Raw genomic sequence first — 22,199 nt, forward strand, 5'->3', positions numbered from 1 at the left:
CTCCAACGAGGGACCGAGATGGCGCACGAAAAGAACCACGACTACCATATTCTGACCCCGTCGATCCAACCGTTCCTCGGTGCGATCGCGGCCTTCATCATGCTGTTCGGTGCCGTCCTGTGGTTCCATGACAGCGGCCCCTGGATGTTCCTGATCGGCTTCGCGCTGACCGCCTACGTCATGTTCGCCTGGTGGGCCGAGACCATCGCAGAGAACAACGCCGGCGATCACACGCCGGTCGTCCGGCTGGGCCTGAAATACGGCTTCATCCTCTTCATCATGTCCGAGGTGATGTTCTTCTCGGCCTGGTTCTGGACCTTCTTCAAGCACGCGCTCTACCCGATGGGGCCGGACAGCCCGATGGTCGACGGCGTCTGGCCGCCCGCGGGGATCGAGACCTTCGACCCCTGGCACCTGCCGCTGATCAACACGCTGATCCTGCTCTGCTCGGGCGCGGCATGCACCTGGGCGCACCACGCGCTGGTGCACGAGAACAACCGCCAGGACGTGAAATGGGGCCTGATCCTCGCGATCGTTCTGGGCGTGATCTTCACCTTCTTCCAGGCCTACGAATATTCCCACGCGGCCTTCGGCTTCTCGGGCAACATCTACGGCGCGACCTTCTTCATGGCGACCGGCTTCCACGGGGCCCACGTCATCATCGGGACGATCTTCCTCTTCGTCTGCCTGATGCGGGTCTATGCCGGGCATTTCACGCCGACCGACCACACCGGGTTCGAGATGGCGGCCTGGTACTGGCACTTCGTCGACGTGGTGTGGCTCTTCCTGTTCTGCGTGATCTACATCTGGGGCAGCTGAGCCCGCGCCGGGCTGACGCCCGGCCTACGGCCTGAACGACCGGGGCGCGGGGGAGGATCCCGCGCCCCTTCCCTTTTGACGGAGACGACATGGCCCGCAAACTCTTCATGATCGCCGTGATCGGCCTTGGCGGGGTCGCGGTCCTGCTGTGGCTCGGCTTCTGGCAGATCGACCGGCTGGCCGAGAAGGAGGCGATCCTGCGCGCGATCGAGAGCCGCATCGCCGATGCGACCGTGGCCTTGCCCGAGCTTCCCGATGCCGAGCGCGACCAGTACCTGCCGGTCGCCGTCGAGGGGCGGATCGACGGCAGGCCGCTGCAGGTCCTGACCAGCCGCAAGAATGTCGGCGCGGGCCACCGGCTGGTGGTGCCCTTCGCGACCGGGGAGCGGCGCCTGCTGCTCGATCTGGGCTTCGTGCCGCAGGGCGCCGCGATGCCCGACCTGCCGCCGGGCCGGATCGCGGTGATCGGCAACCTGCACTGGCCGGACGAGCGCGACAGCTTCACCCCGGATCCGGACATGTCCAGCCGGCTCTGGTTCGCCCGCGACGTGCCCGCCATGGCCGCCACGCTCGACACCGAGCCGGTGCTGATCGTCCGGCGCGCGGGCGACGACATTCCGGGCATCACGCCCTGGCCGGTCGACACCACGGGCATTCCGAACGATCACCTCGGCTATGCGATCACGTGGTTCTCGCTGGCCGCGATCTGGCTGGCGATGACGGGGATTCTGGTCTATCGCATGCGCAAACCTGAAGGGGGCACGGCGTGAAATACATCTCCACCCGCGGGCAGGCGCCCGTTCTGAGCTTCGAGGAAGCGATGCTGACCGGGCTGGCCCGGGACGGCGGCCTCTACGTGCCCGAGGAGATCCCGACCTTCTCCGAGGACGACATCGCGGCGCTCGCGGGTCTCAGCTACGAGGACGCGGCCTTCCGGGTGATGAAGCCCTTCATCGGCGACGCCTTCGACGACCGCGAATTCCGCTCGATCATCGGCCGCGCCTACGAGGGGTTCGAGCACATCGCCCGCGCGCCCCTGAAGCAGCTCGACAGCAACCACTTCCTGCTCGAGCTCTTCCACGGTCCGACGCTGGCGTTCAAGGACTTCGCCATGCAGCTGATCGGCCAGCTCTTCCAGGCGTCTCTGGCGCGCTCGGGCAACCGGGTGACCATCGTCGGCGCGACCTCCGGCGACACCGGCTCGGCCGCGATCGAGGCCTTCGCGGGGCTCGACAATGTCGATGTCTTCGTCCTCTACCCGCACGGCCGGGTGTCCGAGGTGCAGCGCCGCCAGATGACGACGCCCGATGCCGAGAACGTCCATGCCATCGCGCTCGACGGGCATTTCGACGATTGCCAGGCGCGGCTGAAGGACATGTTCAACGACCACGCCTTCCGCGACGAGGTGGGGCTCGCGGGCGTGAACTCGATCAACTGGGCGCGGGTGCTGGCGCAGGTGGTCTATTACTTCACCTCCGCCGTCTCGCTCGGTGCGCCGCACCGGAACGTGTCCTTCACCGTGCCCACGGGCAATTTCGGCGACATCTTCGCGGGCTCCATCGCCAAGCGGATGGGCCTGCCCATCGACCGGCTGGTGATCGCGACGAACCAGAACGACATCCTGCACCGCTGCATGACGACCGGTGAATACCGCACCGACAAGGTGATCCCCTCGATCAGCCCGTCGATGGACATCCAGGTCAGCTCCAACTTCGAACGCGCGCTCTTCGACGCCTACGGGCGCGACGGGGCGGCGGTGGCGCAGCTGATGGAGGAGCTGAAGTCGGGCGGCTTCAAGGTCTCCCAGGGCGCGCTGGAGGCGCTGCGCGAGGATTACGACAGCGGCATGGCCACCGAGGACGAGACGCTGGCCACGATCAGCCACATCGCCGAGGTGACGGGAGAGGTGCTCTGCCCCCATTCCGCGGTCGGCGTGAAGGTGGCCGAGGAGATGCGCAATCCCGAGGTCCCGATGATCACCTTGGCGACGGCGCACCCGGCCAAGTTCCCTGACGCGGTGGAAGAGGCGACCGGCGACCGCCCGGGGCTTCCCCCTTTCATGGCTTCCCTGTATGACCGACCGGAACGGGTGACGGAGGCAAAGAACGACCTCGCCGCCCTGCAATCCCTGATCCGAGAACGGCGCACGACTTGACGACGCAGTATCACACGCTTTCCAACGGCTTCCGCATCGTGACCGAAGAGATGCCGGGCCTGCAATCCGCCGCCATCGGCATCTGGGTCTCGGCCGGTGGCCGCAACGAGACCGAGGTGCAGAACGGCATCGCCCATTTCCTCGAGCACATGGCCTTCAAGGGGACCAAGACCCGGTCCGCCCTGAAGATCGCCGAAGAGATCGAGGACGTCGGCGGCTACATCAACGCCTATACCTCGCGCGAGGTGACGGCCTATTACGCGCGGGTGCTGAAGGACGATGTCGGCCTCGCACTGGACGTGATCGCGGACATCCTGCGGAACCCGACCTTCGAGGATTCGGAGATCGAGGTGGAGCGCGGCGTGATCCTCTCCGAGATCGGGCAGGCGCTCGACACCCCCGACGACGTGATCTTCGACTGGCTCCAGGAACAGGCCTATCCCGACCAGCCGCTTGGCCGCACCATCCTCGGCCCGGCCGAACGGGTGAAGGCCTTCTCGCGCGCGGACCTGTCGGAATTCGTCGGCCAGCACTACGGGCCCGAGCAGATGATCCTCTCGGCCACCGGCGCGGTCGATCACGACGCCATCGTCCTGCTGGCCGAGGCGCTCTTCGGTGACATGGCCCCGCAGGGGCAGGACGTGGTGTCGCCCGCCCGCTTCCGCGGCGGCGAGGTGCGGCAGGTGAAGAAGCTCGAACAGGCCCATTTCGCGCTGGCCTTCGAGAGCCCGGATTACTGCTCGCCCGACGCCTACACCGCGCAGATCTACGCCACCGCGCTCGGCGGCGGCATGTCCTCGCGCCTGTTCCAGGAGATCCGCGAGAAGCGCGGGCTCTGCTACACGATCTTCTCGCAGGCGGGCGCCTATTCCGACACCGGGATGATGACGATCTACGCCGGCACCCATGGCGAACAGCTCAAGGGCCTGGCCGAGATCACGATCGACGAGATGAAACGTGCCGCAGAGGACATGACCGAGGAAGAGGTCGCCCGCGCCCGCGCCCAGATGAAGGCCGGGATGCTGATGGGGCTCGAAGGCCCGTCCTCGCGCGCCGAGCGGCAGGCCCGGATGCTCCAGATCTGGGGCCGGGTGCCCGAGCTCGACGAGGTGGTGCAGAAGATCGACGCGGTCACCGTCGCCGACATCAAGTCCTTCGCGGAACGGATGGCCGTCGAGGCGCCGATGGCGCTGGCGCTCTACGGTCCGGCGGGCGATGCGCCCGGGCTGGAGGCATTGCAGGAAAGGCGCGCCGCCTGATGCTCGGCGCGCGTCGGCGGGTCAGGATCGAGACCGAGCGCATGACGCTGCGCCCGCCCGTCCACGGAGACTGGCGGAGCTGGTCCGACCTGCGGCGCGAGAGCCAGGAGTTCCTCGTCCCGTGGGAGCCGACCTGGGCCACCGACCACCTCAGCCGCAAGGCCTTCACCAACCGCGTCTACTGGGCGCAGCGCTCGGTCTCCTCGGGGACGGCGGTGCCGCTCTTCCTCGTCCGGCGCGACGACGATGCGCTGCTCGGGGCGATCACCCTCGACAACATCCGCCGCGGTCCGGCGCAATCCGGCACGCTCGGCTACTGGATCGGCGAACGCTTCTCGCGCCGCGGCTACATGCGCGAGGCCATCATCGCGGTCGTGCACCACGCTTTCCACCGGCTCGACCTGAGCCGGATCGAGGCCGCCTGCCTGCCCGAAAACGCCCCCTCCCGCGCGCTGCTGGAGAGCTGCGGCTTCAAGTATGAAGGGGTGGCGCAGAGCTATCTGCAGATCGGCGGACGCTGGCGGACCCATGTCCTCTATGCCGCGCTGCGGATGGACCGGCGCGGGAAGACGGATGTCGGGTAGGGCGGGCGGCGCCGGGCTCAAGCCCGGCCTACACCTGACCTTCGAGGTCGCCGCATCAAGGACGCTGCCGTAGGGTGCGTGCTTGCACGCACCATCCGCCGTCGCCGCCAAGCGAAAGACGGACAAGCGCCGGCCCGTGGGATGGCGCTTCGCAACCTTCGAGCCTCGCGCTTTATGCCAGCCGTGGTCACGCCTCCCGCGGGGCAGGGGGCTCAGTGCCCCCCGAGGATCCCCGTCCGCACGCCGTAATCCACCGCGAGAGCGTATTCCGGGTCGTCGTCGCTGTCGACCATCAGGTGCCCGGCGCGGGTCAGCAGCTTGTGGCAGTCGCGCGAAAGGTGGCGGAGCTGCACCCGCTTGCCGGCCGCCTCGTATTTCGCGGCGACCGCCTCGATCGCCTGCAGCGCGGACTGGTCCACGACGCGGCTGTCGGCGAAGTCGATGATGACGGCGGTCGGGTCGGACTTCACGTCGAAGAGCTCCACGAAGCCGTCGGAGGAGCCGAAGAAGAGCGGTCCGCGCAGCTGGTAGACCTTGGCGCCCTCGGGGGTGACGTAGCTCTTGGCGCCGATCCGGCTCGCCGCGTTCCAGGCATAGGCCAGCGCCGAGACGATCACGCCCACGACGACCGCCACGGCGAGGTCGGAAAGCACGGTGACCACGGTCACCAGCAGGATCACGAAGGCATCCGTGGTGGGCACCTTGGCGAGGATCTTGATCGAGTTCCACGCGAAGGTCCCGATCACCACCATGAACATCACGCCGACGAGCGCGGCCAGCGGGATCAGCTCGATCACAGACGACCCGACGAGGATGAAGAGCAGCAGGCAGACCGCCGCCGCGACGCCCGCGATCCGGGTCCGGCCCCCCGAGTTCACGTTGATCATCGATTGCCCGATCATCGCGCAGCCGCCCATGCCGCCGAAGAAGCCGGTGACCACGTTGGCGGTGCCCTGGGCGATGCACTCCTGCGAGGCGCCGCCGCGCTGGCCGGTGATCTCGCCGACGAGGTTCAGCGTCAGCAGGCTTTCGATCAGGCCGATGGCGGCGAGGATCATCGCGTAGGGCAGGATGATCTCGAGCGTCTCCAGGTTCAGCGGCACCATCGGGATGTGGAAGGACGGCAGCCCGCCCTCGATCGAGGCGAGATCGCCCACCACCGGCACGTTCAGCCCGAAGCCGATGACGAGCGCGGCGGTGATGCCGATGCCCATGAGCGGCGCGGGGATGATCCGGGTGATGCGCGGTGTGACCCAGATGATGAACATCGTCAGGAAGGTCAGCCCCAGCATCAGCCAGAGCTGCGGGCCGGACAGCCATTCGCCGCCGCCCATGCCATGGCCCTCGGCCTCGGCCGTGCCGGGCACCTTGAACTGGGTGAGCTGCGCCATGAAGATCACGATGGCGAGCCCGTTGACGAAGCCCAGCATGACCGGGTGCGGCACCAGACGGATGAACTTGCCCCATCTCAGCACGCCCGCCAGCACCTGCAGGATGCCCATGAGCACCACGGTCGCGAAGAGGTATTCGACCCCGTGCTCCGCCACCAGCGCCACCATCACCACCGCCAGCGCGCCCGTCGCGCCCGAGATCATGCCGGGCCGGCCGCCGATCAGCGCGGTGATGAGCCCGACGAGGAAGGCGGCGTAGAGCCCGACCAGCGGTTCGACCCCCGCGACGAAGGCGAAGGCCACCGCCTCGGGCACCAGCGCGAGGGCCACGGTCAGCCCCGAGAGCAGCTCGGTGCGGATACCGCCCGGCGTCAGGCGTCCGGTCGGCGCGATCCTGAGATCGGGCATGTCGATACGTTTGGCGAAGGCGGCAAAGGCTGCGCGGGTCACAAGGCGTCCGGTGTCTGGGAAAATTGAACCCTCCCCTTAACGAAAAACTGCCCGGAAAGCCACGCTGCGTCGCAGAAACCCGACATGTGTGTCGCGCATGCCTCCCATGCCGAACTCGCAGGATCGTGACCGCGCGGTTTCCCGGGCCTGCTAAGCTGGCCCGAGGAGGTCCGCCATGATCCGTCGCCCGCGCCTGACCCTGAAGACCGTCGCCCTTGCTCTCGCCGTGCCTGTCCTGCCCGCGCTCGCGCAGGACGAGGGCCGCCGCCTGAGCCATTGCATCGCCATCGCGGATGCGACGCCGGGCGTGGAGTTCATCCACAAGGCCTCGTTCCGCGATCCGGTGCCGGAGTTCTCGGCCCGGATCAGCTATATCGATCATTCGATGTTCCTGATCCAGACGCCCGGCGGGGTCTCGGCGATCACCGATTACAACGGCTGGCACGGCAACGTGGACTTCATCCCCGACGTGGTCACGATGAACCACGCCCATTCCAGCCACTGGACCGGCGCGCCCGATCCCGCGATCCCGCACGCGCTCAACGGCTGGTCCGAGACCTACGGAGAGGCGGCCGACCATTACCTCGACCTCGACGAGATGCTGATCCGCAATGTCTCGACCGACATCCGCTCCATGGGCGGGGTGGAGGAGAACGGCAACTCGATCTTCATCTTCGAGGTGGAGGGCCTGTGCATCGGCCATCTCGGCCACCTGCACCACGAGCCGAACGAGGAGCAATATGCCGCGCTCGGCCGCATCGACGTGCTGATGGCGCCGGTGGACGGGGGGATGACGCTCGACCTGCCGACGATGACGCGGGTGGTGGAGCGGCTGAAAAGCTCGGTGGTGCTGCCGATGCACTGGTTCTCGGACGCGTCGCTGCGCTGGTTCCTCGAAGGCGTGTCCGACCAGTTCGAGATCGTCGACGACGGGCGGAGCGCGCTGACCGTCTCGCTGCGCGACCTGCCGTCCCGTCCGACGGTGATCGTCCTCCGGCCGCGGCCCCTGACGGAGCCCGAGTGACACCGCATCCGTGACGGCGCGCGGCACGGTCTTTACCGCGCCGGCGCCGGTGATACTGTCGGCGCCATGACCCATGCCCCTGCCGATGCGGCCTTTGCCGACACCCTCCGCGACCGCCTGTCGCCCAAGGCCTTCCGCGAGGCCGAGCCCCGCTATTTCGAGGAACCGCGCGGCCGCTGGAGTTCTCCGAACGGGCTGGTGCTCGCCCCCGGCGACGTGGAGGAGGTCCGCACCATCCTGATGGCCGCGAACGAGGCCCGGGTCCGGGTGGTCCCCTATGGCGGCGGCACCGGGCTGGTCGGCGGACAGGTGATCGGCGCCGGTGCCGCGCCGCTGGTCCTCTCGATGGAGCGGATGAACCGGATCCGGGAGGTTTTCCCGGAGGAGAACGTCATCGTCGCGGAAGCGGGCGTGATCCTGCAGGATCTGCATGACGCGGCCGAGAAGGTCGATCGGCTGTTCCCGATGTCGCTGGCCGCCAAGGGCACGGCACGGATCGGCGGCAACCTCGCCACCAACGCGGGCGGCGTGAACGTGCTGCGCTACGGGAACACGCGGGAGCTCTGCCTCGGGCTCGAGGCGGTGCTGCCGGACGGGCGGGTGCTGAGCGGCCTGACGCGGCTCAGGAAGGACAACACGGGCTATGACCTGCGGAACCTTCTGATCGGGTCCGAGGGCACGCTGGCCGTGATCACGGCCGCGGCGCTGAAGCTTGCGCCGGTGCCGCCGGAACAGGGCACGGCGATCCTCGTGGTGGAGAGCCCCGAGGCGGCTCTGAGCCTCCTGTCGCTGGCGCGCGGACAGCTGGGCGACGGCGTCTCGGCCTTCGAGCTGATCGACGGCACCGGGCTCGACTTCCTCGAGGAGACGATGCCGCAGGTGAAGCGGCCCTTCGCACCGGCGCCGCCGTGGATGGTGCTGATCGACGTCGGGCTCGCCCGCGGCAACGACCCGCAGGAGGCGCTGATGGCGCTTTTCGAGGCGGCGGCCGGGGAGGGCCTCGTCTCGGACGGGGTGATCGCCCAGTCCGAGGGCCAGCGCGCCGAGCTCTGGGACCTTCGCGAGACGATCCCGCTCGCCAATCGCGAGATCGGCGGCGTCTGTTCGCACGACGTCTCGCTGCCGCTGTCGGTGATACCGGACTTCATCCGCCGCGGCGCGGAGCTGGTGGCCGGTCTGGGACCGTTCCGGATCAACTGCTTCGGCCACCTCGGCGACGGGAACCTGCATTACAACCTGTTCCCGCCGAAGGGCGAGACGCGCGACGCCTACATGCCCCGGACGGCCGAGATCTACGAGGCGGTGCATGACCTCGTCGTCTCGCTCGGCGGCTCGTTCAGCGCGGAGCATGGCGTCGGGCGGCTGAAGGTCGGGGAACTCGAGCGCTACGGGGATCCGGTCCGGCTGGAGCTGATGCGCGGGATCAAGCGCCTGTTCGATCCGAACGGCATCATGAACCCCGGCGCGGTGCTGGCCGCGGGCTGAGCTAGTCCAGGGCCACGCGCAGCCGGTAGCCGACCGTGCGGCCGCCCTCGCGCGCGTCGCCCCAGAGGTAGAGCCGGAGGGTGTAATCGCCGCTCTCGGCCAGGCTCATCCGGCCGGCACGGCCCTGGGTCCGTCCGACGAACATCGCCTCGTAATCCGAGCCCGGCGGCAGGACGTCGAAGAAGACCGGACCCTCGCCCGCGATCACGGCGACATCGGCGCTCATGGTCTGCCCGCTGCGGCCGCCAAAGTGGTAATCGGCGGTGGCGTGGCCGGTCAGGCTGCTTTCGATCGTCGCGGTGCCCGCCACCGGATCGAGTTCGATCCGGAGGTCTCCGGGCTGGTGGGCGGCCGCCGGCGTCGCAATCGCGGCGGCGAGGCAGAGGGGGGCGAGGATGTGACGCAGCGGCTTGGGCATGGGGATGGCTCCTGCACCGACGGGGATCCTGCGAGGATCGCGCGAAACGGTGAGTCTGCCAAGCCCGTTGCGCCGCCCCCGGGGCGGCGCCCGGGGAATGTCCGGGGCGCGGGCATCGAGCCCGCGCCCCGGACATGGCGCGCCGCGCGGGGATATTTCCGGCAAGAGGAAGCGGGCGGTCAGCCCGTGGGCATCACGAAGACCTCGCGCACGTCCGCATGGGCCGGGCGGGTGAGCGCGAAGAGGACCGCTTCGGCGATGTCCTCGGGCTTCAGCTTGTCGGGCTTGGCCTCGTCGAAGAAGGGCGTGTCGACCATGCCGGGCGCGATCACCGTGCAGCGGCCGCCCCATTCGCGCATCTCCTCGGACATGTTGCCGCCGTAGCCGTGCACGAACCATTTGGTGGCCCCGTAGACCGAGCCCGCGATATGGCGGCGACCCGCGGCGGAGCCGGTCAGGACGAGGTGCCCCTTCGTCTTGCGCAGCTCGGGCAGGGCGGCGCGGGCGGTGTGCAGCAGGCCGAGGATGTTGAGCTCGATGAGCCCGCGGAGATCGTCGGGGTCGGCCTTCTCGGTCCCGGCCGTCTTCAAGCCGCGGCCCGCATTGGCGAAGGCCGCGTCGAGCCCGCCGAACTGCGCCGTGGTGCGGGCGACGGCGTCCTCGACCGCGGCAAGGTCGGTGACGTCGCCCTCGATCGCGAGCGCCCGGTCGCCGAGTTCCTCCGCCAGTGTCTCGAGCTTGTCGGCCGACCGCGCGACGAGCGCGACGTTCCAGCCCTGCGCCACCGCCTCGCGCGCGGTGGCCGCGCCGATGCCGGACGAGGCGCCGGTGATGAGAAGGGTGCGTGCCATGGGGGGCCTCCTGTGCTGTGCGTTTCGGGCAGGAGGGTGGCCCCGGGACGGGCGAAGGCAAGGGACGGCGCGCGCTGTCCCGGCGTCAGAGCCCGTCGAAGGCGCAGAGCGTGTGGAGCGTCATGCCCAGACCCTCGAGCCGCTTGCGGCCGCCGAGCTCGGGCAGGTCGATGATGAAGGCGCAGCCCGCGATCACCCCGCCCAGCTGTTCGATCAGCGCGATCCCGGCCTCGGCGGTGCCGCCGGTGGCGAGCAGGTCGTCGACCAGCAGGATCGTCTCGCCGGCCGCGATGGCATCGTCGTGGATCTCGACCTCGGCCTCGCCGTATTCCAGCTGGTACTTGCGCGAGAGCGTCGCGGCGGGCAGCTTGCCCGCCTTGCGCACCGGCACGAAGCCGCAGGAGAGCTGGTGCGCCACCGCGCCGCCAAGGATGAAGCCGCGCGCCTCGAGGCCCACCACCTTGTCGATCCGCCGCCCGGCCCAGGGCGCGACCAGCCGGTCGACCGCCATGCGGAAGCCGCGCGGGTCGGCGAAGAGCGTGGTCACGTCCCGGAAGAGGATGCCCTCGTGCGGGAAGTCGGGGATGGTGCGGATGTAGTCGCGCAGGTCGTCGGACATGGGGATCCGTTGCTTTTCCGTGGGTCGGGGCATTCCTTCCCACGAGGCGCGGTCAAAGTCCACGCGGAATTCCGGCAGCCTGCGCGGGGCGACCGGTTGTCGAAATTTGATCGACTCAACCAAAGGTGGTATGGTGCCCCATTCCAGACGATCCCGCGGGCCATTAGCCCCGCGCAAGACCCCCAGATCATTCCATTCAAGGTCCATTCGCCATGAGATATCTGCTTCCGCTCCTTCTGCTTCTTGCCGCACCCGCCCTGCGCGCGGACGACGGCTGTTCCGACAAGCATTACCGCTGCGCCCCCGGCGTCTGCTGCCCCAGGTGAGGGCGCGACCATGCTGCGGACATTTATGATAACGCTGGCGAGTTTCGTCGCCGCCCTGGTCGCGTTCTCGTTCCTGATGGGCGTCAGCAAGATGGACGTCTCGATCAAGCACGAGATGCAGCGCCATGTCGTCGCCGAGCCCTTCGAGGCGGGCGACGTGATCGAGGTCTCGCCGGACGGGCAGCGCATCCTCTCGGTGCTCTGCCCGTCGCGGCTGCCCGCCGCCAAGCGGCTCTCGACCGAGGTGCAATCGGGTTATTACAACATCGTCGACCGCTCGCAGGAGAAGTTCATCGCCTTCGTGCGGAACATGCAGGGCGTGCTGGGCGTGCCGGTGACCGAAGCGACGCCGCTGCCCTTCTCGGACATGCTGCCCTTCGTGGGCGAGGTGAACCGCGTCTCGGGCGATTTCGAGGAGATGCTGGACACGGCGTGCTTCTGCCGGATCGCCCGCGCGGTGGTCGAAGCCCGGAGCATCGCCTGCGTGGTCGAGAAATCGCTGGTCGAGACCGAGCTTGTGACCAGCCCCACCGGGCCGCTGCTGAAGCGCCGGACGATGGGGCTGTCCTTCCGCGAGGCGCCTTACGAGTTCGACGATCTCTCGGCGCTCGAACCGCTCTGCCCCGGGCTCAACACGGCTGCCATCGCGCCGAAATCGCAGCAATGCGTCGGGCAGAGCGGGTTCACCTTCGACGTGCGGGCGAAATCCAGGATCGGGCTGATCCGGGAGATCGCGCTCGACTGACGGAGGCTCAGCCCAGGACGCGGCCCGCGACGGCGTCGAGCCTTGCCACCAGCGCAGGGTCGCGTTTGTCGGGCGCGGTCAGCAGCGCGAAGTCGAGCGCGTGGTCGCAGCCATGCGGGCAGGGCGCGCGCGTCGCGCCGGCGAGGGCGGGCAGCCGGGCAAGCATGTCGCGCGCCTTGACCGCGTTGCCCTGAAGGATGTTGACGATCTGGGTGATGTCCACCGCCCCGTGGTCCGGGTGCCAGCTGTCGTAATCGGTGACCATGGCCACGGTGACGTAGCAGAGTTCGGCCTCGCGGGCGAGCTTGGCCTCGGGCATGTTGGTCATGCCGATCACGTCGGCGCCCCAGCTCTCGCGGTACATCCGGCTTTCGGCGAGCGACGAGAACTGCGGACCTTCCATCGCCAGATAGGTGCCGCCCCTGTGGACCGTCACGCCGGCGGCCTCCGCGGCCTCGAAGCAATATTCGGCGAGGCGCGGGCAGGTCGGGTGCGCCATCGACACATGGGCCACGCAGCCCGCCGAGAAGAAGCTCTTCTCGCGGTTCACGGTCCGGTCGATGAACTGGTCGACCACGACGAAATGGCCGGGCGCCATCTCTTCCCGGAAGGACCCGCAGGCCGAGACCGAGATCACGTCCGTCACCCCGATCCGCTTCAGCGCGTCGATGTTGGCGCGATAGGGGACATCCGTCGGGCTGTGCACGTGCCCCCGCCCGTGACGCGGCAGGAAGGACAGGGTCACGCCCTCCAGCGTGCCGGTGAGGATCGCGTCCGAAGGGGCGCCCCAGGGGGTCTCGACCTCCTGCCAGGTGGCGCCCTCCAGCCCCTCGATCTCGTAAAGCCCCGATCCGCCGATGATCCCGATATGCGTCATGCTCTGCCCCTGTCGTTTCGGGGCGATCCTATCGCAGCGCGCGCGGGGGGCAATCGCCCCCGGCCCGCAGGGGGCCGATTTCGCGGCGCTCAGGCCGTCGACGCCGGATCGGGCAGCGGATTCCAGTCGAAGACCGCCCGGACGATGCCGTGATCCGTGGCCCCGATCGCCTGATGGCTCTCGCGGTTGAGGTGGTCGTTGACCACCTCCATGTCCCGGAAGCTCCAGCGCCGCTTGCGGGAGTGGTCGTAGAACTCCTCGGACACCAGGATGTGGTCGAGGCTCTCGCGCTTGTTCTCGAAGATATGCGTGTAATAGACGTGCCGGAGCGAGCGGTATTGCTGCAGCCGCTCGACCGTGTAGAGCCCCTTGTCCGACGTGCCCCCGGCGCGGGATTTCGACGACAGCCGGTAGGGCGGCGCGCCGGTGACGAGCTCGGTCGTCACGCTCAGCGAATCGTCGTTGAGATCGCCCATCACCACCGTGGGGGAAAGGTCGTCCTCCTCGACCGAGGTCATCGTCTCGTCCAGCAGCGCGCGCAGCGCGGCGGCTTCCATCACCCGCCGGATGTGCGATGTCGCCGCCCTAGTGAGCTCGGCGTAGCGCGCCAGAGCCACGGGCAGGGGCCGCGCGAAGGACAGGCGGTTCGGACCCTTCGATTTCAGATGCGCCACGTAGATCGTCACCGGCGGCGGCGTCGGCGACGTCCCTTCGGACTGGATGCGGGCCCGCAGCACCGGGCGCGAGAACTGGCCGATCGTGACGGTGATCTCCTCCTGCGCGCCCTGGGTCTCGCGCAGGCCGTCGAAGGTGAAATCCGCGGGGAAGTCCGCGATCCACTCCGCGCCGGGCAGAAGCTGGCTTTCGCCGTGGCGGTCCCTGCGCACGGCCAGCGCCACCTGCGGGCGTCCCCGGCCGGGGGCGTCGCGGGCGACGAGGTCGTACCGGTCGAGCAGGCGCGCCTCCTCGAACAGGTCGCGCAGGGCGCGGGCGGACCAGAGCTCCTGGAAGGCGATGACCTCGGCCTCGATCTCGCGCAGGCGCGCGGCGAGCCAGACAAGGCGCATCCGGTATTCCGCCTGCCCCTCGGGCGTGTCGGGGAGGGGCGGGTCGGTGTCGTAGGTGATCCCGCCCGGCACCTGCAGGTTCAGCAGGTTGATCGTGGCGAAGGACAGGTCGCGCATGTTGGGCATCGCGCCCTCCTCTGACAGCTGGTCCGTGCCGCCAGTCTAGACGCGATGCCCCCGGGGGCGAATAGGGGTATTCCGGACCCCGCGCCGGTCAGTCGTCCGGGCGCTTGAGGCTGAAGAGCTCGGAGATCTTCGCGTAGTCGCGATAGCCCAGGCGGGTCAGCGGCTGGTAGGTGGTCACGTCGAAGATCCCGTCGCGCAGGCAGTCGTCGCGCATGTGGACGCCCGTGACCTCGCCGAAGACGGTGAAGTTGGCCTCGCCCGGCAGCTTCACGATCTCGGTCAGGCGGCATTCGAGCGCGGCGGGGGCGGCGGCCACGTAGGGGCAGTTCACCGTCTTCGCCTCGGCCTTCTCGATGCCGGCCTCGACGAATTCGTCGGTGCCCGCCGGGAAGCCGGCCGAAGAGACGTTCATGACGTCGCGCATCGCGTATTCCACGATGTTCACGCAGAAGACCCCGGTCTCGCGGATCACGGCGACGCTGTCCTTGGTCCCGTCCCGGTCCTCCTTGGCCGAGGTCGAGGCGAACATCACCTGCGGCGGCACGTAGGCCACGGCGTTGAAGAAGGAATAGGGGGCCAGGTTGTCGCGGCCGTCGCTGTCGCGGGTCGAGATCCAGCCGATCGGACGCGGCGTGACGATGGCGTTGAACGGATTGTGCGGCAGGCCGTGGCCGTCTTTCGGTTCGTAGAACAAAAGTGTCTCCCCGGGTGTGTGTTTGCCCCGCTGATAGCGTCATGCTAGGCCCCTTGGCCAGAACAAGATGAGGCAGGCCGGTGTACACCTTCGCACAGGAAGCGCCCGAGGATTGGTGGGAGGTCGAGGCGCTCTTCGACCTGTGTTTCGCGCCCGGACGGACGGCCCTGTCGTCCTACCGCCTGCGCGAGAACGTGCCGCAGGTGGCAGAGCTGTCCCGCGTGGCGCGCGACGGGGACGGAACCCTCGCGGGGGCGATCCGCTACTGGCCGGTCCGGGTGGGGCGCCGGATGACGCTGCTGCTGGGCCCCGTGGCGGTTCACCCGACCCGTCAGGGCGAGGGGCTGGCGGCCGAACTCATCCGGCACTCGCTGGCGCTCGGCACCGCGCGGGGCTGGGAAAGGGTGATGCTCGTGGGCGACGAGCCCTATTACCGCCGCTTCGGATTCACCCGGCTCGAGGGCGTGCTGATGCCGCCGCCGACCAACCCGGACCGTGTCCTGGGGCTGGAGCTGACGCCCGGCGCATGGGCCGGCGTGACGGGCACGGTGGAACGTCCCTATTGAAATCCCGCGCCCGGGGACGATGTTCTAAGGGCGTTTGCCCGAGGATATCCCATGGACGACACCCCCGAACTGCCGCAGCCGGTCAAGGCCGAACTCGACATGCTCGCCCGCCGCTACAAGCGCGCCGGCGGGCTTGGCATGCAGGTTCTGAACGTGATCGGCGTGACCGCCGAGAGCCTGATCGACCGCCTTCCGAAGGAGCTGCGCGGCCGGCTGGACCGCGCGACCGAGGTCGCCCTCGCGGCCGGGATGCGGACCGCGCACGGCTCGCGCGGGATGCTGAAGGACCAGCCCGACTGGCTGAACAGCGCCTTCACCACGGCCATGGGCGCGGCGGGGGGCTTCGGCGGCCTGCCGACGGCGATGGCCGAGATCCCGGTGACCACGATGGTGCTCCTGCGGATCATCGAGGGCGTCGCGGCCGAGCACGGTTTCGACACCGAATCCGAGAACGTGCAGTTCGACGTGATCCAGGTCTTCGCCGCCGCGGGTCCGCTGGGCCGGGGCGAGGGGGCGGACCTCGGGTTCCTGACATCCCGCATGGCGCTTTCGGGGGGGACCGTGCGCGCGATGATCACCCGCGTCGCGCCGCGCTTCGCGACCGTGCTCGGCCAGAAGCTGGCCGCCCAGACCGTCCCGGTGCTGGGCGCCATGGCGGGGGCGGCGACGAACTATGCCTTCACCAGCTATTACAACGAGATGGCGCATGTGCATTTCGGGCTGAGACGGCTCGCGATCGAGGCCGACTTGCCGCATGACGACCTGGTGGAGCACCTTCGGGTGCGGATCGAACGGCCACGGGTGAAGGCGGCCTGACCGTCCGGGCCGACGGTTCGGCCTGTGCGCCGGTCCGGCTTTGCCGGGGCGCGCGGACGTGACCCGGTGGTGATTGCGGAAATCACGCGCGCTGGTCATGGGGCGGAACAGGGCCGAGGCCCCGCCCGCGGACATCGGTCGCGGCCTGCGCCAGCGCCTGTCAGGCGAAGGTCTTCCCCGGGGCGCCGCCCGCGCGGCGGCTCGCCCCGGGGCTCCGCCCGTTCGCCGCTCGGAACGTCCACTGGACGTTCCGCCGGCCGCAGGGCGGCCGGATCGCGGCTCACCCCTGGGTCTTGAGCCATTCCATGACGGCGGGGCGGACCGATTGGTGGCCCTCCTCGCGCGCCTTGTGGATCACCTCGCGCAGCTCGGCGAGGTTCGTGCGGATCAGCAGCGACTTCACCGGTCCGATCGAGGCCGGGCGCATCGACAGTGCGTCGAGGCCGATCGCGGCGAGACAGATCGCCTCCACCGGCCGACCGGCATCCTCGCCGCAGAACGACAGCGGCGTGCCGGTCTCGCGGCAGCGCTCCACGATGTTCTCCAGGAAGGTCAGGAACGACACGTTGAGCGTGTCGTAGCGCCGGCGGACCCGCTCGTTCTCGCGGTCGGCGGCGAAGAAGAACTGCTTCAGGTCGTTGCCCCCGATCGACAGGAAGTCCACGTCGCGGAAGAACTGGGTCGGCGCAAAGGCGAGTGACGGCGTCTCGAGCATCGCGCCGACCTCGAGCGACTCGGGCAGGGGGTGGCCGAGGATGCGCTCGCGGTCCATCGCCTTGTCGACCTCGGCCAGCGCGGCGCGGTATTCGTCATATTGCGCCACGAAGGGGAACATCACCGTCAGCGGTCGCCCCTTGGCCGCCCGGATCAGCGCCTGCAGCTGCATCCGCATCACCCCGGGCTTGTCCAGCCCGACGCGGATCGCGCGCCAGCCGAGCGCCGGGTTGGGCTCGTCGGTGGGCTTCATGTAGCTCAGCACCTTGTCCGAGCCGATGTCGAGGGTGCGGAAGACCACCCGCCGCCCGCCCGCGGAATCGAGCACGCGCGAATAGAGCGCGGCCAGCTCGGTCCGGGTCGGCATCTTGTTGCGGATCAGGAACTGCAGCTCGGTCCGGAAGAGGCCCACGCCCTCGGCCCCCGAGCCTTCGAGCGAGGGCAGGTCGGCCATCAGCCCGGCATTCATCGTCAGCGCGATCCGGCGCCCGCAGGGCGTCACCGCCGGCGTGTCGCGGATCGAGGCATAGCGTTCCTGCGCCTCTTCCCGCATGGCGATCTTGTCGCGGAAGGCGGTGACGATGGTGTCCTCGGGCCGCAGGTGCACCACCCCCGCGTCGCCGTCCACGATGATCGGGTCGCCGTTCAGCGCCTCGGTCGTGATCCGCTCGGCGTGGATCACCAGCGGGATCGCCAGGGAGCGCGCGACGATGGCCGCGTGCGAGCCGACCGAGCCCTCTTCCAGCACCACGCCGCGCAGCAGGCGGCCGTAATCGAGCAGCTCCGCGGGGCCGATGTTGCGGGCGACGAGGATCGGGTCCACCGGCATCTCGGCGCCCGTCTCCTTGCCCTGCCCGGTGAGGATGCGCAGCAGCCGGTTCGACAGGTCGTCGAGGTCGTGCAGCCGCTCGCGCAGGTAGGAATCGCTCGCCGTCTCCATCCGGGCGCGGGCGATGGACTGCTCCTTCTCGACCGCGGCCTCGGCAGAGAGGCCGACGGCGATGTCCTCCTCCATCCGCTTCAGCCAGCCGCGGGAATTGGCGAACATCCGGTAGGCCTCGAGCACCTCGCGATGCTCGGCATCCGCGCCGGCCACGCCTTCGAGCATCTGATCGACCGAGACACGCAGGGAATCGACCGCCTCGCGCAGTCGCTCGGTCTCGCGGACCGGGTCGTCGGCGATCGGGTTCGTCACCACCACCCGCGGCTCGTGCAGCCAGACATGCCCCTCGGCCGTGCCCTCCTGCCCGGTCGCGCCGCGGAAGGCGACGGGGTTCTTGTGCCGGGCCGACAGCGCCGCGCCCTCGCCGACGAAGACGCCGAGTTCGGTCATCTCGGCCAGCACCATCGCGACGACCTCGAGCGCGTAGACCTCTTCCTCGGAATATTGCCGGGCGGTCTTCGACTGCACGACCAGCACGCCCAGCTTCTCGCCCAGACGCTGGATCGGGAAACCGGCGAAGGAGGAATATATCTCCTCGCCCGTCTCGGGCATGTAGCGGAACCCGTGCTCCTTCGGCGCGTCGGCGGTGTTCACCGCCTTGCCGGTCCGGGCCACCCGCCCGACGAGCCCCTCGCCGAGCCGCATGCGGGTCTGGTGCACGGCCTCGGCCTTCAGGCCCTCGGTGGCGCAGAGCTCCAGCGTCTCCGAATCGCGGAACAGGTAGATCGAGCAGACCTCGGTGTTCATTTCGCAGGCGATGAGCTGGGTGATCTGGTCGAGCCGCGTCTGGCCGGTGGCTTCCTCGGCCATCACCTCGCGCAGGCGGCCGAGCAACTGGCGGCTGTCGGTCTGATGTCGGTCCGTCATGGCGCGGGGTGAAGTCCTGTCGAAAGTGCCGGTCCGACTAGAGCACATGTGACGCTGAAGCGAAACGGCTAAGGCCGGGGAGAGTGCGGAAACTCAACCGGAGGGTGAAGGGGGTTCCAGATTGGCCGAGATTTGCCGCAGAACCGAGAGCGCCGTCGCGGCAGCTTCGGGAGGGATGCCCGCCATTGCCTGCGCGATGAGCGGTTCGATGACCGCCAGGACCCTCGGGCGGAGGGCATCGGCGGCCTCCGTGGCCGCGATGGCGACGACCCGCCGGTCCTCGTCCGGCGCGCGGCGGAGGACGAGGCCCTTCTTCACCATCCGGTCGACGATCCGCGTCACCGTGGTCCGGTCCCGGAGCGTCACCGCGGCGAGGTCGGTCATCCGCTGCGGCCCGCGCCCCCAGAGGACCATGAGCACCGCCCATTCCTCGGGGGCAAGGTCAAGCCCGGCCTCGGAGAATCCCGCCTGCGCCGTGGCGCGGATCTGGAAGGACAGCCGGTTGATCCAGTGCGGCAGGGTGGCGGCGAAATCGAACATGGCGCGTTCCTTGACTCTTAATGTGCATATGCACATATTGCAGATGCACTTACAGACGGAGACCTAGCATGGACGGCGGCGAAGAGACAGCCCTCGTGACGACCGGGCAGGAGGGGTGTTTCCGGAAGGTCTCCCTCGTGGCGCCGGACCGGCGGATCTACCTCTGGATCGGGGCCGAGGTGGATCACCGCCCGCCGTTCTTCTTCTGGTTGAAAAGTGCTGCCAAACGCCGCGCCCTGGCCCGGCTGAAGGCCGCGGCCGCGGCGTTGCGCCAGGCGGCGGCGGAGGAGGCGGTGGTCTTCGAGGCCCTCGCCGTCCCGCCCGGTCGCGGCGACTACCTCTCGCAGCGCCCGGACATCGTCGTGCGCCCCTACGACGCGGTGCTGCTCGCGGCCTTCGCCACGGAGGCGGAGGCGCGGGCGTGGCGCGACGGGCCGGCGGCGGAGGGGCTGATGGCGGAGCTCCGCGCCGAGGCGCGGGCCGCGGATGTCGCGCTTGCGGTGAACGGGCGCCGGATCGGGGCGGTGGATCACGAGCGGCCGGGGGTGTTCCTGTTCAACTACTTCATCGCCGAGAGCCGCGCGCGGAACCTCGCGGTCTGGGAGCATACGGCGGGCTGGTTCCAGGAGAAGACCGGCCTCGACAATTCGACCCTGCTGGTGCCTCAGGCGGGGGAGGCGATCCCGCAGAGCGTGATCAACCATTGCCGCTGGGACCGGCTGCGGGACATCCTTCCGGCGCTGATCATCCGCCCGAGCTTCCGGAGCTTCGTGCTGCGCGCGTTCGCGTTGAACCGGACGGCAGCGGTCCCGGTCCTGTACCGGTTGGCGTGAGGTCCCCGGGGCGCCGGAGAATGCTGCCCGACGAGACAGGGGCGCGCGACGCGGCCGCCCCCCGCAGGCCGGGCGTCGGCCCGGCCGCCAGGCGCGAGGTTACGCCTTCTCCAGCTCGAAGGCGTCGTGCAGGGCCTGCACCGCAAGCTCCATGTACTTCCGGTCGATCAGCACCGAGATCTTGATCTCGGAGGTCGCGATGACCTTGATGTTGATCCCCTCGTCCGAGAGCGTCTTGAACATCTTCGCCGCGACGCCCGACTGCGACCGCATCCCGATGCCCACGGCCGAGACCTTGGCCACGTTCTTGTCCGCCACGAGGTCGTGGAAGTTGATCGCGCCGCTCTCCTTTGCCGCGTTCAGCGCCTTCTCGGCGCGCAGCACCTGGTCGACGGGGCAGGAGAAGGTCATGTCGGTGCGACCTTCCTCGGCGATGTTCTGGATGATCATGTCGACGTTCACGCCCGCCTCGGCCAGTGGTCCGAAGATCGCGGCGGCGATGCCCGGACGGTCGGCGACCGAGATCAGCGTCATCTTGGCCTCGTCGCGGGAATAGGCGATGCCGTTGACCACTTTGGATTCCATGATGTCCTCCTCGGCACAGACCAGCGTGCCGGCGTTGTCGTCCATTTCCTCGAAGCTCGACAGAACCCGAAGTTTCACGTTGTAGCGCATCGCAAGCTCGACCGAGCGCGTCTGCAGAACCTTGGCGCCCAGCGAGGCGAGCTCGAGCATCTCCTCGAAGGCGATGCGGTCCAGCTTGCGGGCGTTCGAGCTGATCCGGGGATCGGTGGTATAGACCCCGTCCACGTCCGTGTAGATGTCGCAGCGCTCGGCCCCGAAGGCGGCGGCGAAGGCCACCGCGGTGGTGTCCGATCCGCCCCGGCCCAGCGTCGTCAGCCGCCCCTCGGGCGAGATGCCCTGGAAGCCCGCGACGACGGCGACCTTCATGCCCTCGCCGAACTTCTGCATGATGTTGTCGGTGGGGATCTCCTCGATCCGCGCCGAGGAATGTGCCGAGGTCGTCTTGACCGGAACCTGCCAGCCCTGCCAGGACCGCGCAGGCACGTCCATCTCCTGCAGCACCAGCGCCATGAGGCCCGCGGTCACGTTCTCGCCCGAGGAGACGACGGCGTCGTATTCCCGCGCATCGTAGAGCGGAGAGATCTCGCCGACCCAGCCGACCATCTCGTTGGTCTTGCCGGCCATGGCCGAGACGATGACGATGACGTCGTAGCCCTTGGCCACCTCGACGCCGACGCGTTTGGCCGCACGGCGGATGCGGTCGATATTGGCGACCGAGGTGCCGCCGAACTTCATGACGAGAACGGGCATTGAGAACTTTCCCGGAAACCGAATTGCCGGGCGGTTTACGCGGGACGCAGGGGGCGTGCAAGATGCTCCGCAGGGCTGCGGGCCTTATGTCGCGCGGTGCGGCCTGCCGGTCGCGGCGTCACGCGGGAGGGCGTGCAGATCCCGCGTGGCACCGGGGCGCGAAGCGGGTAGCATGGCGGCGAGGGCACCCCGCGCCGCCCCCCGGGCCCGGCGCCAGGCAGAGGAGACGCGCCATGCGGCTGATCGTGAACGGGCAGGAAGCCGAGGTGGATGTCGAGGGCGACATGCCGCTGCTCTGGGTGCTCCGCGACGAACTGGGCCTGACCGGGACGAAATACGGCTGCGGCATCGCGCAATGCGGCGCCTGCACCGTGCACATGGACGGGCTGGCGGTCCGGTCCTGCCAGGTTCCGGCCAGCGCCGCCGAGGGCGCGGAGGTCACCACCATCGAGGGGCTCGGCACGCCCGAGGCGCTGCACGCGGTCCAGAAGGCGTGGATCGACGAACAGGTCGCGCAATGCGGCTATTGCCAGGCGGGGCAGATCATGCAGGCGGCCTGGCTGCTCGACATGAGCCCCGACCCGACGGAGGCCGAGATCGACCGCGTGATGAGCGGCAACCTCTGCCGCTGCGGCACCTATCCCCGCATCCGCGCCGCGATCCGTGCCGCCAGCGCCGCCATGAAGGAGGCCTGA

Annotated in this window: 22 protein-coding genes; 12 read left to right on the top strand and 10 right to left on the bottom strand. The window is 69.0% G+C overall.

What is annotated here, in order from left to right; translation table 11 throughout:
- Window positions 1-18: 18 nt before the first annotated feature.
- The 5 genes from Q344_RS0115915 (at window position 19) to Q344_RS0115935 (ending at window position 4,817) form a co-directional block, all read left to right on the top strand.
- Window positions 19-819: a cytochrome c oxidase subunit 3 gene (locus Q344_RS0115915; RefSeq protein WP_028287619.1), complete on the top strand. Its 801-nt coding sequence runs from the start codon at window positions 19-21 to the stop codon at window positions 817-819.
- An 89-nt stretch (window positions 820-908) separates the two neighbouring features.
- Window positions 909-1,589, top strand: a complete 681-nt coding sequence (locus tag Q344_RS0115920) for an SURF1 family protein (RefSeq protein WP_028287620.1) — start codon at window positions 909-911, stop codon at window positions 1,587-1,589.
- Window positions 1,586-2,974 carry a threonine synthase gene (thrC, locus tag Q344_RS0115925; protein ID WP_028287621.1) on the top strand — a complete coding sequence of 463 codons (1,389 nt, stop codon included), beginning with the start codon at window positions 1,586-1,588 and terminating at the stop codon, window positions 2,972-2,974. Before Q344_RS0115920 ends, thrC begins: the two co-directional genes overlap by 4 nt.
- The gene (locus tag Q344_RS0115930) at window positions 2,971-4,233 is read left to right on the top strand and encodes a M16 family metallopeptidase (protein ID WP_028287622.1); all 1,263 of its coding nucleotides are present in this window, start codon (window positions 2,971-2,973) and stop codon (window positions 4,231-4,233) included. Before thrC ends, Q344_RS0115930 begins: the two co-directional genes overlap by 4 nt.
- Complete coding sequence (locus Q344_RS0115935; RefSeq protein ID WP_028287623.1) at window positions 4,233-4,817, top strand: GNAT family N-acetyltransferase; 585 nt, start codon at window positions 4,233-4,235, stop codon at window positions 4,815-4,817. Before Q344_RS0115930 ends, Q344_RS0115935 begins: the two co-directional genes overlap by 1 nt.
- 212 nt (window positions 4,818-5,029) lie before the next feature.
- Here Q344_RS0115935 and Q344_RS0115940 read toward each other — a convergent pair whose 3' ends face one another.
- Window positions 5,030-6,616 (bottom strand): SulP family inorganic anion transporter, encoded by a 1,587-nt coding sequence (locus tag Q344_RS0115940; protein ID WP_370283855.1) that lies wholly within the window; start codon window positions 6,614-6,616, stop codon window positions 5,030-5,032.
- 217 nt (window positions 6,617-6,833) lie between these two features.
- Here Q344_RS0115940 and Q344_RS0115945 point away from each other — a divergent pair, with 217 nt between their 5' ends.
- Both Q344_RS0115945 and Q344_RS0115950 read left to right on the top strand, forming a co-directional pair.
- Window positions 6,834-7,682 carry an MBL fold metallo-hydrolase gene (locus Q344_RS0115945; RefSeq protein ID WP_036539353.1) on the top strand — a complete coding sequence of 283 codons (849 nt, stop codon included), beginning with the start codon at window positions 6,834-6,836 and terminating at the stop codon, window positions 7,680-7,682.
- Window positions 7,683-7,748: 66 nt separating this feature from the next.
- Complete coding sequence (locus Q344_RS0115950; RefSeq protein ID WP_028287626.1) at window positions 7,749-9,167, top strand: FAD-binding oxidoreductase; 1,419 nt, start codon at window positions 7,749-7,751, stop codon at window positions 9,165-9,167.
- A gap of 1 nt (window position 9,168) precedes the next feature.
- On the opposite strand, the gene Q344_RS0115955 is transcribed toward Q344_RS0115950, so the two are convergent.
- From Q344_RS0115955 to Q344_RS0115965, 3 genes are all read right to left on the bottom strand, one after another.
- Entirely contained in the window at window positions 9,169-9,585 is a 417-nt protein-coding gene (locus Q344_RS0115955; RefSeq protein ID WP_051630688.1) for a hypothetical protein, read from the bottom strand.
- 179 nt (window positions 9,586-9,764) lie between these two features.
- Complete coding sequence (locus Q344_RS0115960) at window positions 9,765-10,436, bottom strand: SDR family oxidoreductase (protein WP_028287628.1); 672 nt, start codon at window positions 10,434-10,436, stop codon at window positions 9,765-9,767.
- 85 nt (window positions 10,437-10,521) lie between these two features.
- Window positions 10,522-11,055 (bottom strand): adenine phosphoribosyltransferase, encoded by a 534-nt coding sequence (locus Q344_RS0115965; protein ID WP_036539354.1) that lies wholly within the window; start codon window positions 11,053-11,055, stop codon window positions 10,522-10,524.
- A gap of 336 nt (window positions 11,056-11,391) precedes the next feature.
- On the opposite strand from Q344_RS0115965, the gene Q344_RS0115970 reads away from it, so the two are divergent.
- Window positions 11,392-12,126 (top strand): hypothetical protein, encoded by a 735-nt coding sequence (locus Q344_RS0115970; protein WP_156954718.1) that lies wholly within the window; start codon window positions 11,392-11,394, stop codon window positions 12,124-12,126.
- A 7-nt stretch (window positions 12,127-12,133) separates the two neighbouring features.
- Here Q344_RS0115970 and Q344_RS0115975 read toward each other — a convergent pair whose 3' ends face one another.
- From Q344_RS0115975 to Q344_RS0115985, 3 genes are all read right to left on the bottom strand, one after another.
- A complete protein-coding gene (locus Q344_RS0115975; RefSeq protein WP_028287631.1) occupies window positions 12,134-13,003 on the bottom strand; it encodes an S-methyl-5'-thioadenosine phosphorylase in 870 nt (289 codons plus the stop codon).
- Between the two features lie 89 nt (window positions 13,004-13,092).
- A complete protein-coding gene (locus Q344_RS0115980; RefSeq protein ID WP_028287632.1) occupies window positions 13,093-14,196 on the bottom strand; it encodes an endonuclease/exonuclease/phosphatase family protein in 1,104 nt (367 codons plus the stop codon).
- 88 nt (window positions 14,197-14,284) lie between these two features.
- Window positions 14,285-14,890: a flavin reductase family protein gene (locus Q344_RS0115985; protein WP_028287633.1), complete on the bottom strand. Its 606-nt coding sequence runs from the start codon at window positions 14,888-14,890 to the stop codon at window positions 14,285-14,287.
- Window positions 14,891-14,970: 80 nt separating this feature from the next.
- Between Q344_RS0115985 and Q344_RS0115990 the strand changes: the two genes are divergently transcribed.
- Both Q344_RS0115990 and Q344_RS0115995 read left to right on the top strand, forming a co-directional pair.
- Entirely contained in the window at window positions 14,971-15,456 is a 486-nt protein-coding gene (locus Q344_RS0115990; protein WP_028287634.1) for a GNAT family N-acetyltransferase, read from the top strand.
- A 51-nt stretch (window positions 15,457-15,507) separates the two neighbouring features.
- Window positions 15,508-16,272, top strand: a complete 765-nt coding sequence (locus Q344_RS0115995; RefSeq protein ID WP_028287635.1) for an EcsC family protein — start codon at window positions 15,508-15,510, stop codon at window positions 16,270-16,272.
- Window positions 16,273-16,552: 280 nt separating this feature from the next.
- Here Q344_RS0115995 and ptsP read toward each other — a convergent pair whose 3' ends face one another.
- Both ptsP and Q344_RS25195 read right to left on the bottom strand, forming a co-directional pair.
- Entirely contained in the window at window positions 16,553-18,796 is a 2,244-nt protein-coding gene (gene ptsP / locus Q344_RS0116000) for a phosphoenolpyruvate--protein phosphotransferase (RefSeq protein ID WP_028287636.1), read from the bottom strand.
- A gap of 93 nt (window positions 18,797-18,889) precedes the next feature.
- Window positions 18,890-19,336 carry a MarR family winged helix-turn-helix transcriptional regulator gene (locus Q344_RS25195; RefSeq protein ID WP_051630690.1) on the bottom strand — a complete coding sequence of 149 codons (447 nt, stop codon included), beginning with the start codon at window positions 19,334-19,336 and terminating at the stop codon, window positions 18,890-18,892.
- A 68-nt stretch (window positions 19,337-19,404) separates the two neighbouring features.
- On the opposite strand from Q344_RS25195, the gene Q344_RS24200 reads away from it, so the two are divergent.
- The gene (locus Q344_RS24200) at window positions 19,405-20,169 is read left to right on the top strand and encodes a hypothetical protein (protein WP_051630692.1); all 765 of its coding nucleotides are present in this window, start codon (window positions 19,405-19,407) and stop codon (window positions 20,167-20,169) included.
- A 99-nt stretch (window positions 20,170-20,268) separates the two neighbouring features.
- Here the strand turns inward: Q344_RS24200 and Q344_RS0116015 are convergent, their stop codons facing one another.
- Window positions 20,269-21,504, bottom strand: a complete 1,236-nt coding sequence (locus Q344_RS0116015; protein ID WP_028287637.1) for an aspartate kinase — start codon at window positions 21,502-21,504, stop codon at window positions 20,269-20,271.
- Window positions 21,505-21,737: 233 nt separating this feature from the next.
- Between Q344_RS0116015 and Q344_RS0116020 the strand changes: the two genes are divergently transcribed.
- Entirely contained in the window at window positions 21,738-22,199 is a 462-nt protein-coding gene (locus Q344_RS0116020) for a (2Fe-2S)-binding protein (RefSeq protein WP_028287638.1), read from the top strand.

Origin of the sequence: Pseudooceanicola nanhaiensis DSM 18065, from assembly GCF_000688295.1 — a bacterium.
GTDB lineage: Bacteria > Pseudomonadota > Alphaproteobacteria > Rhodobacterales > Rhodobacteraceae > Pseudooceanicola > Pseudooceanicola nanhaiensis.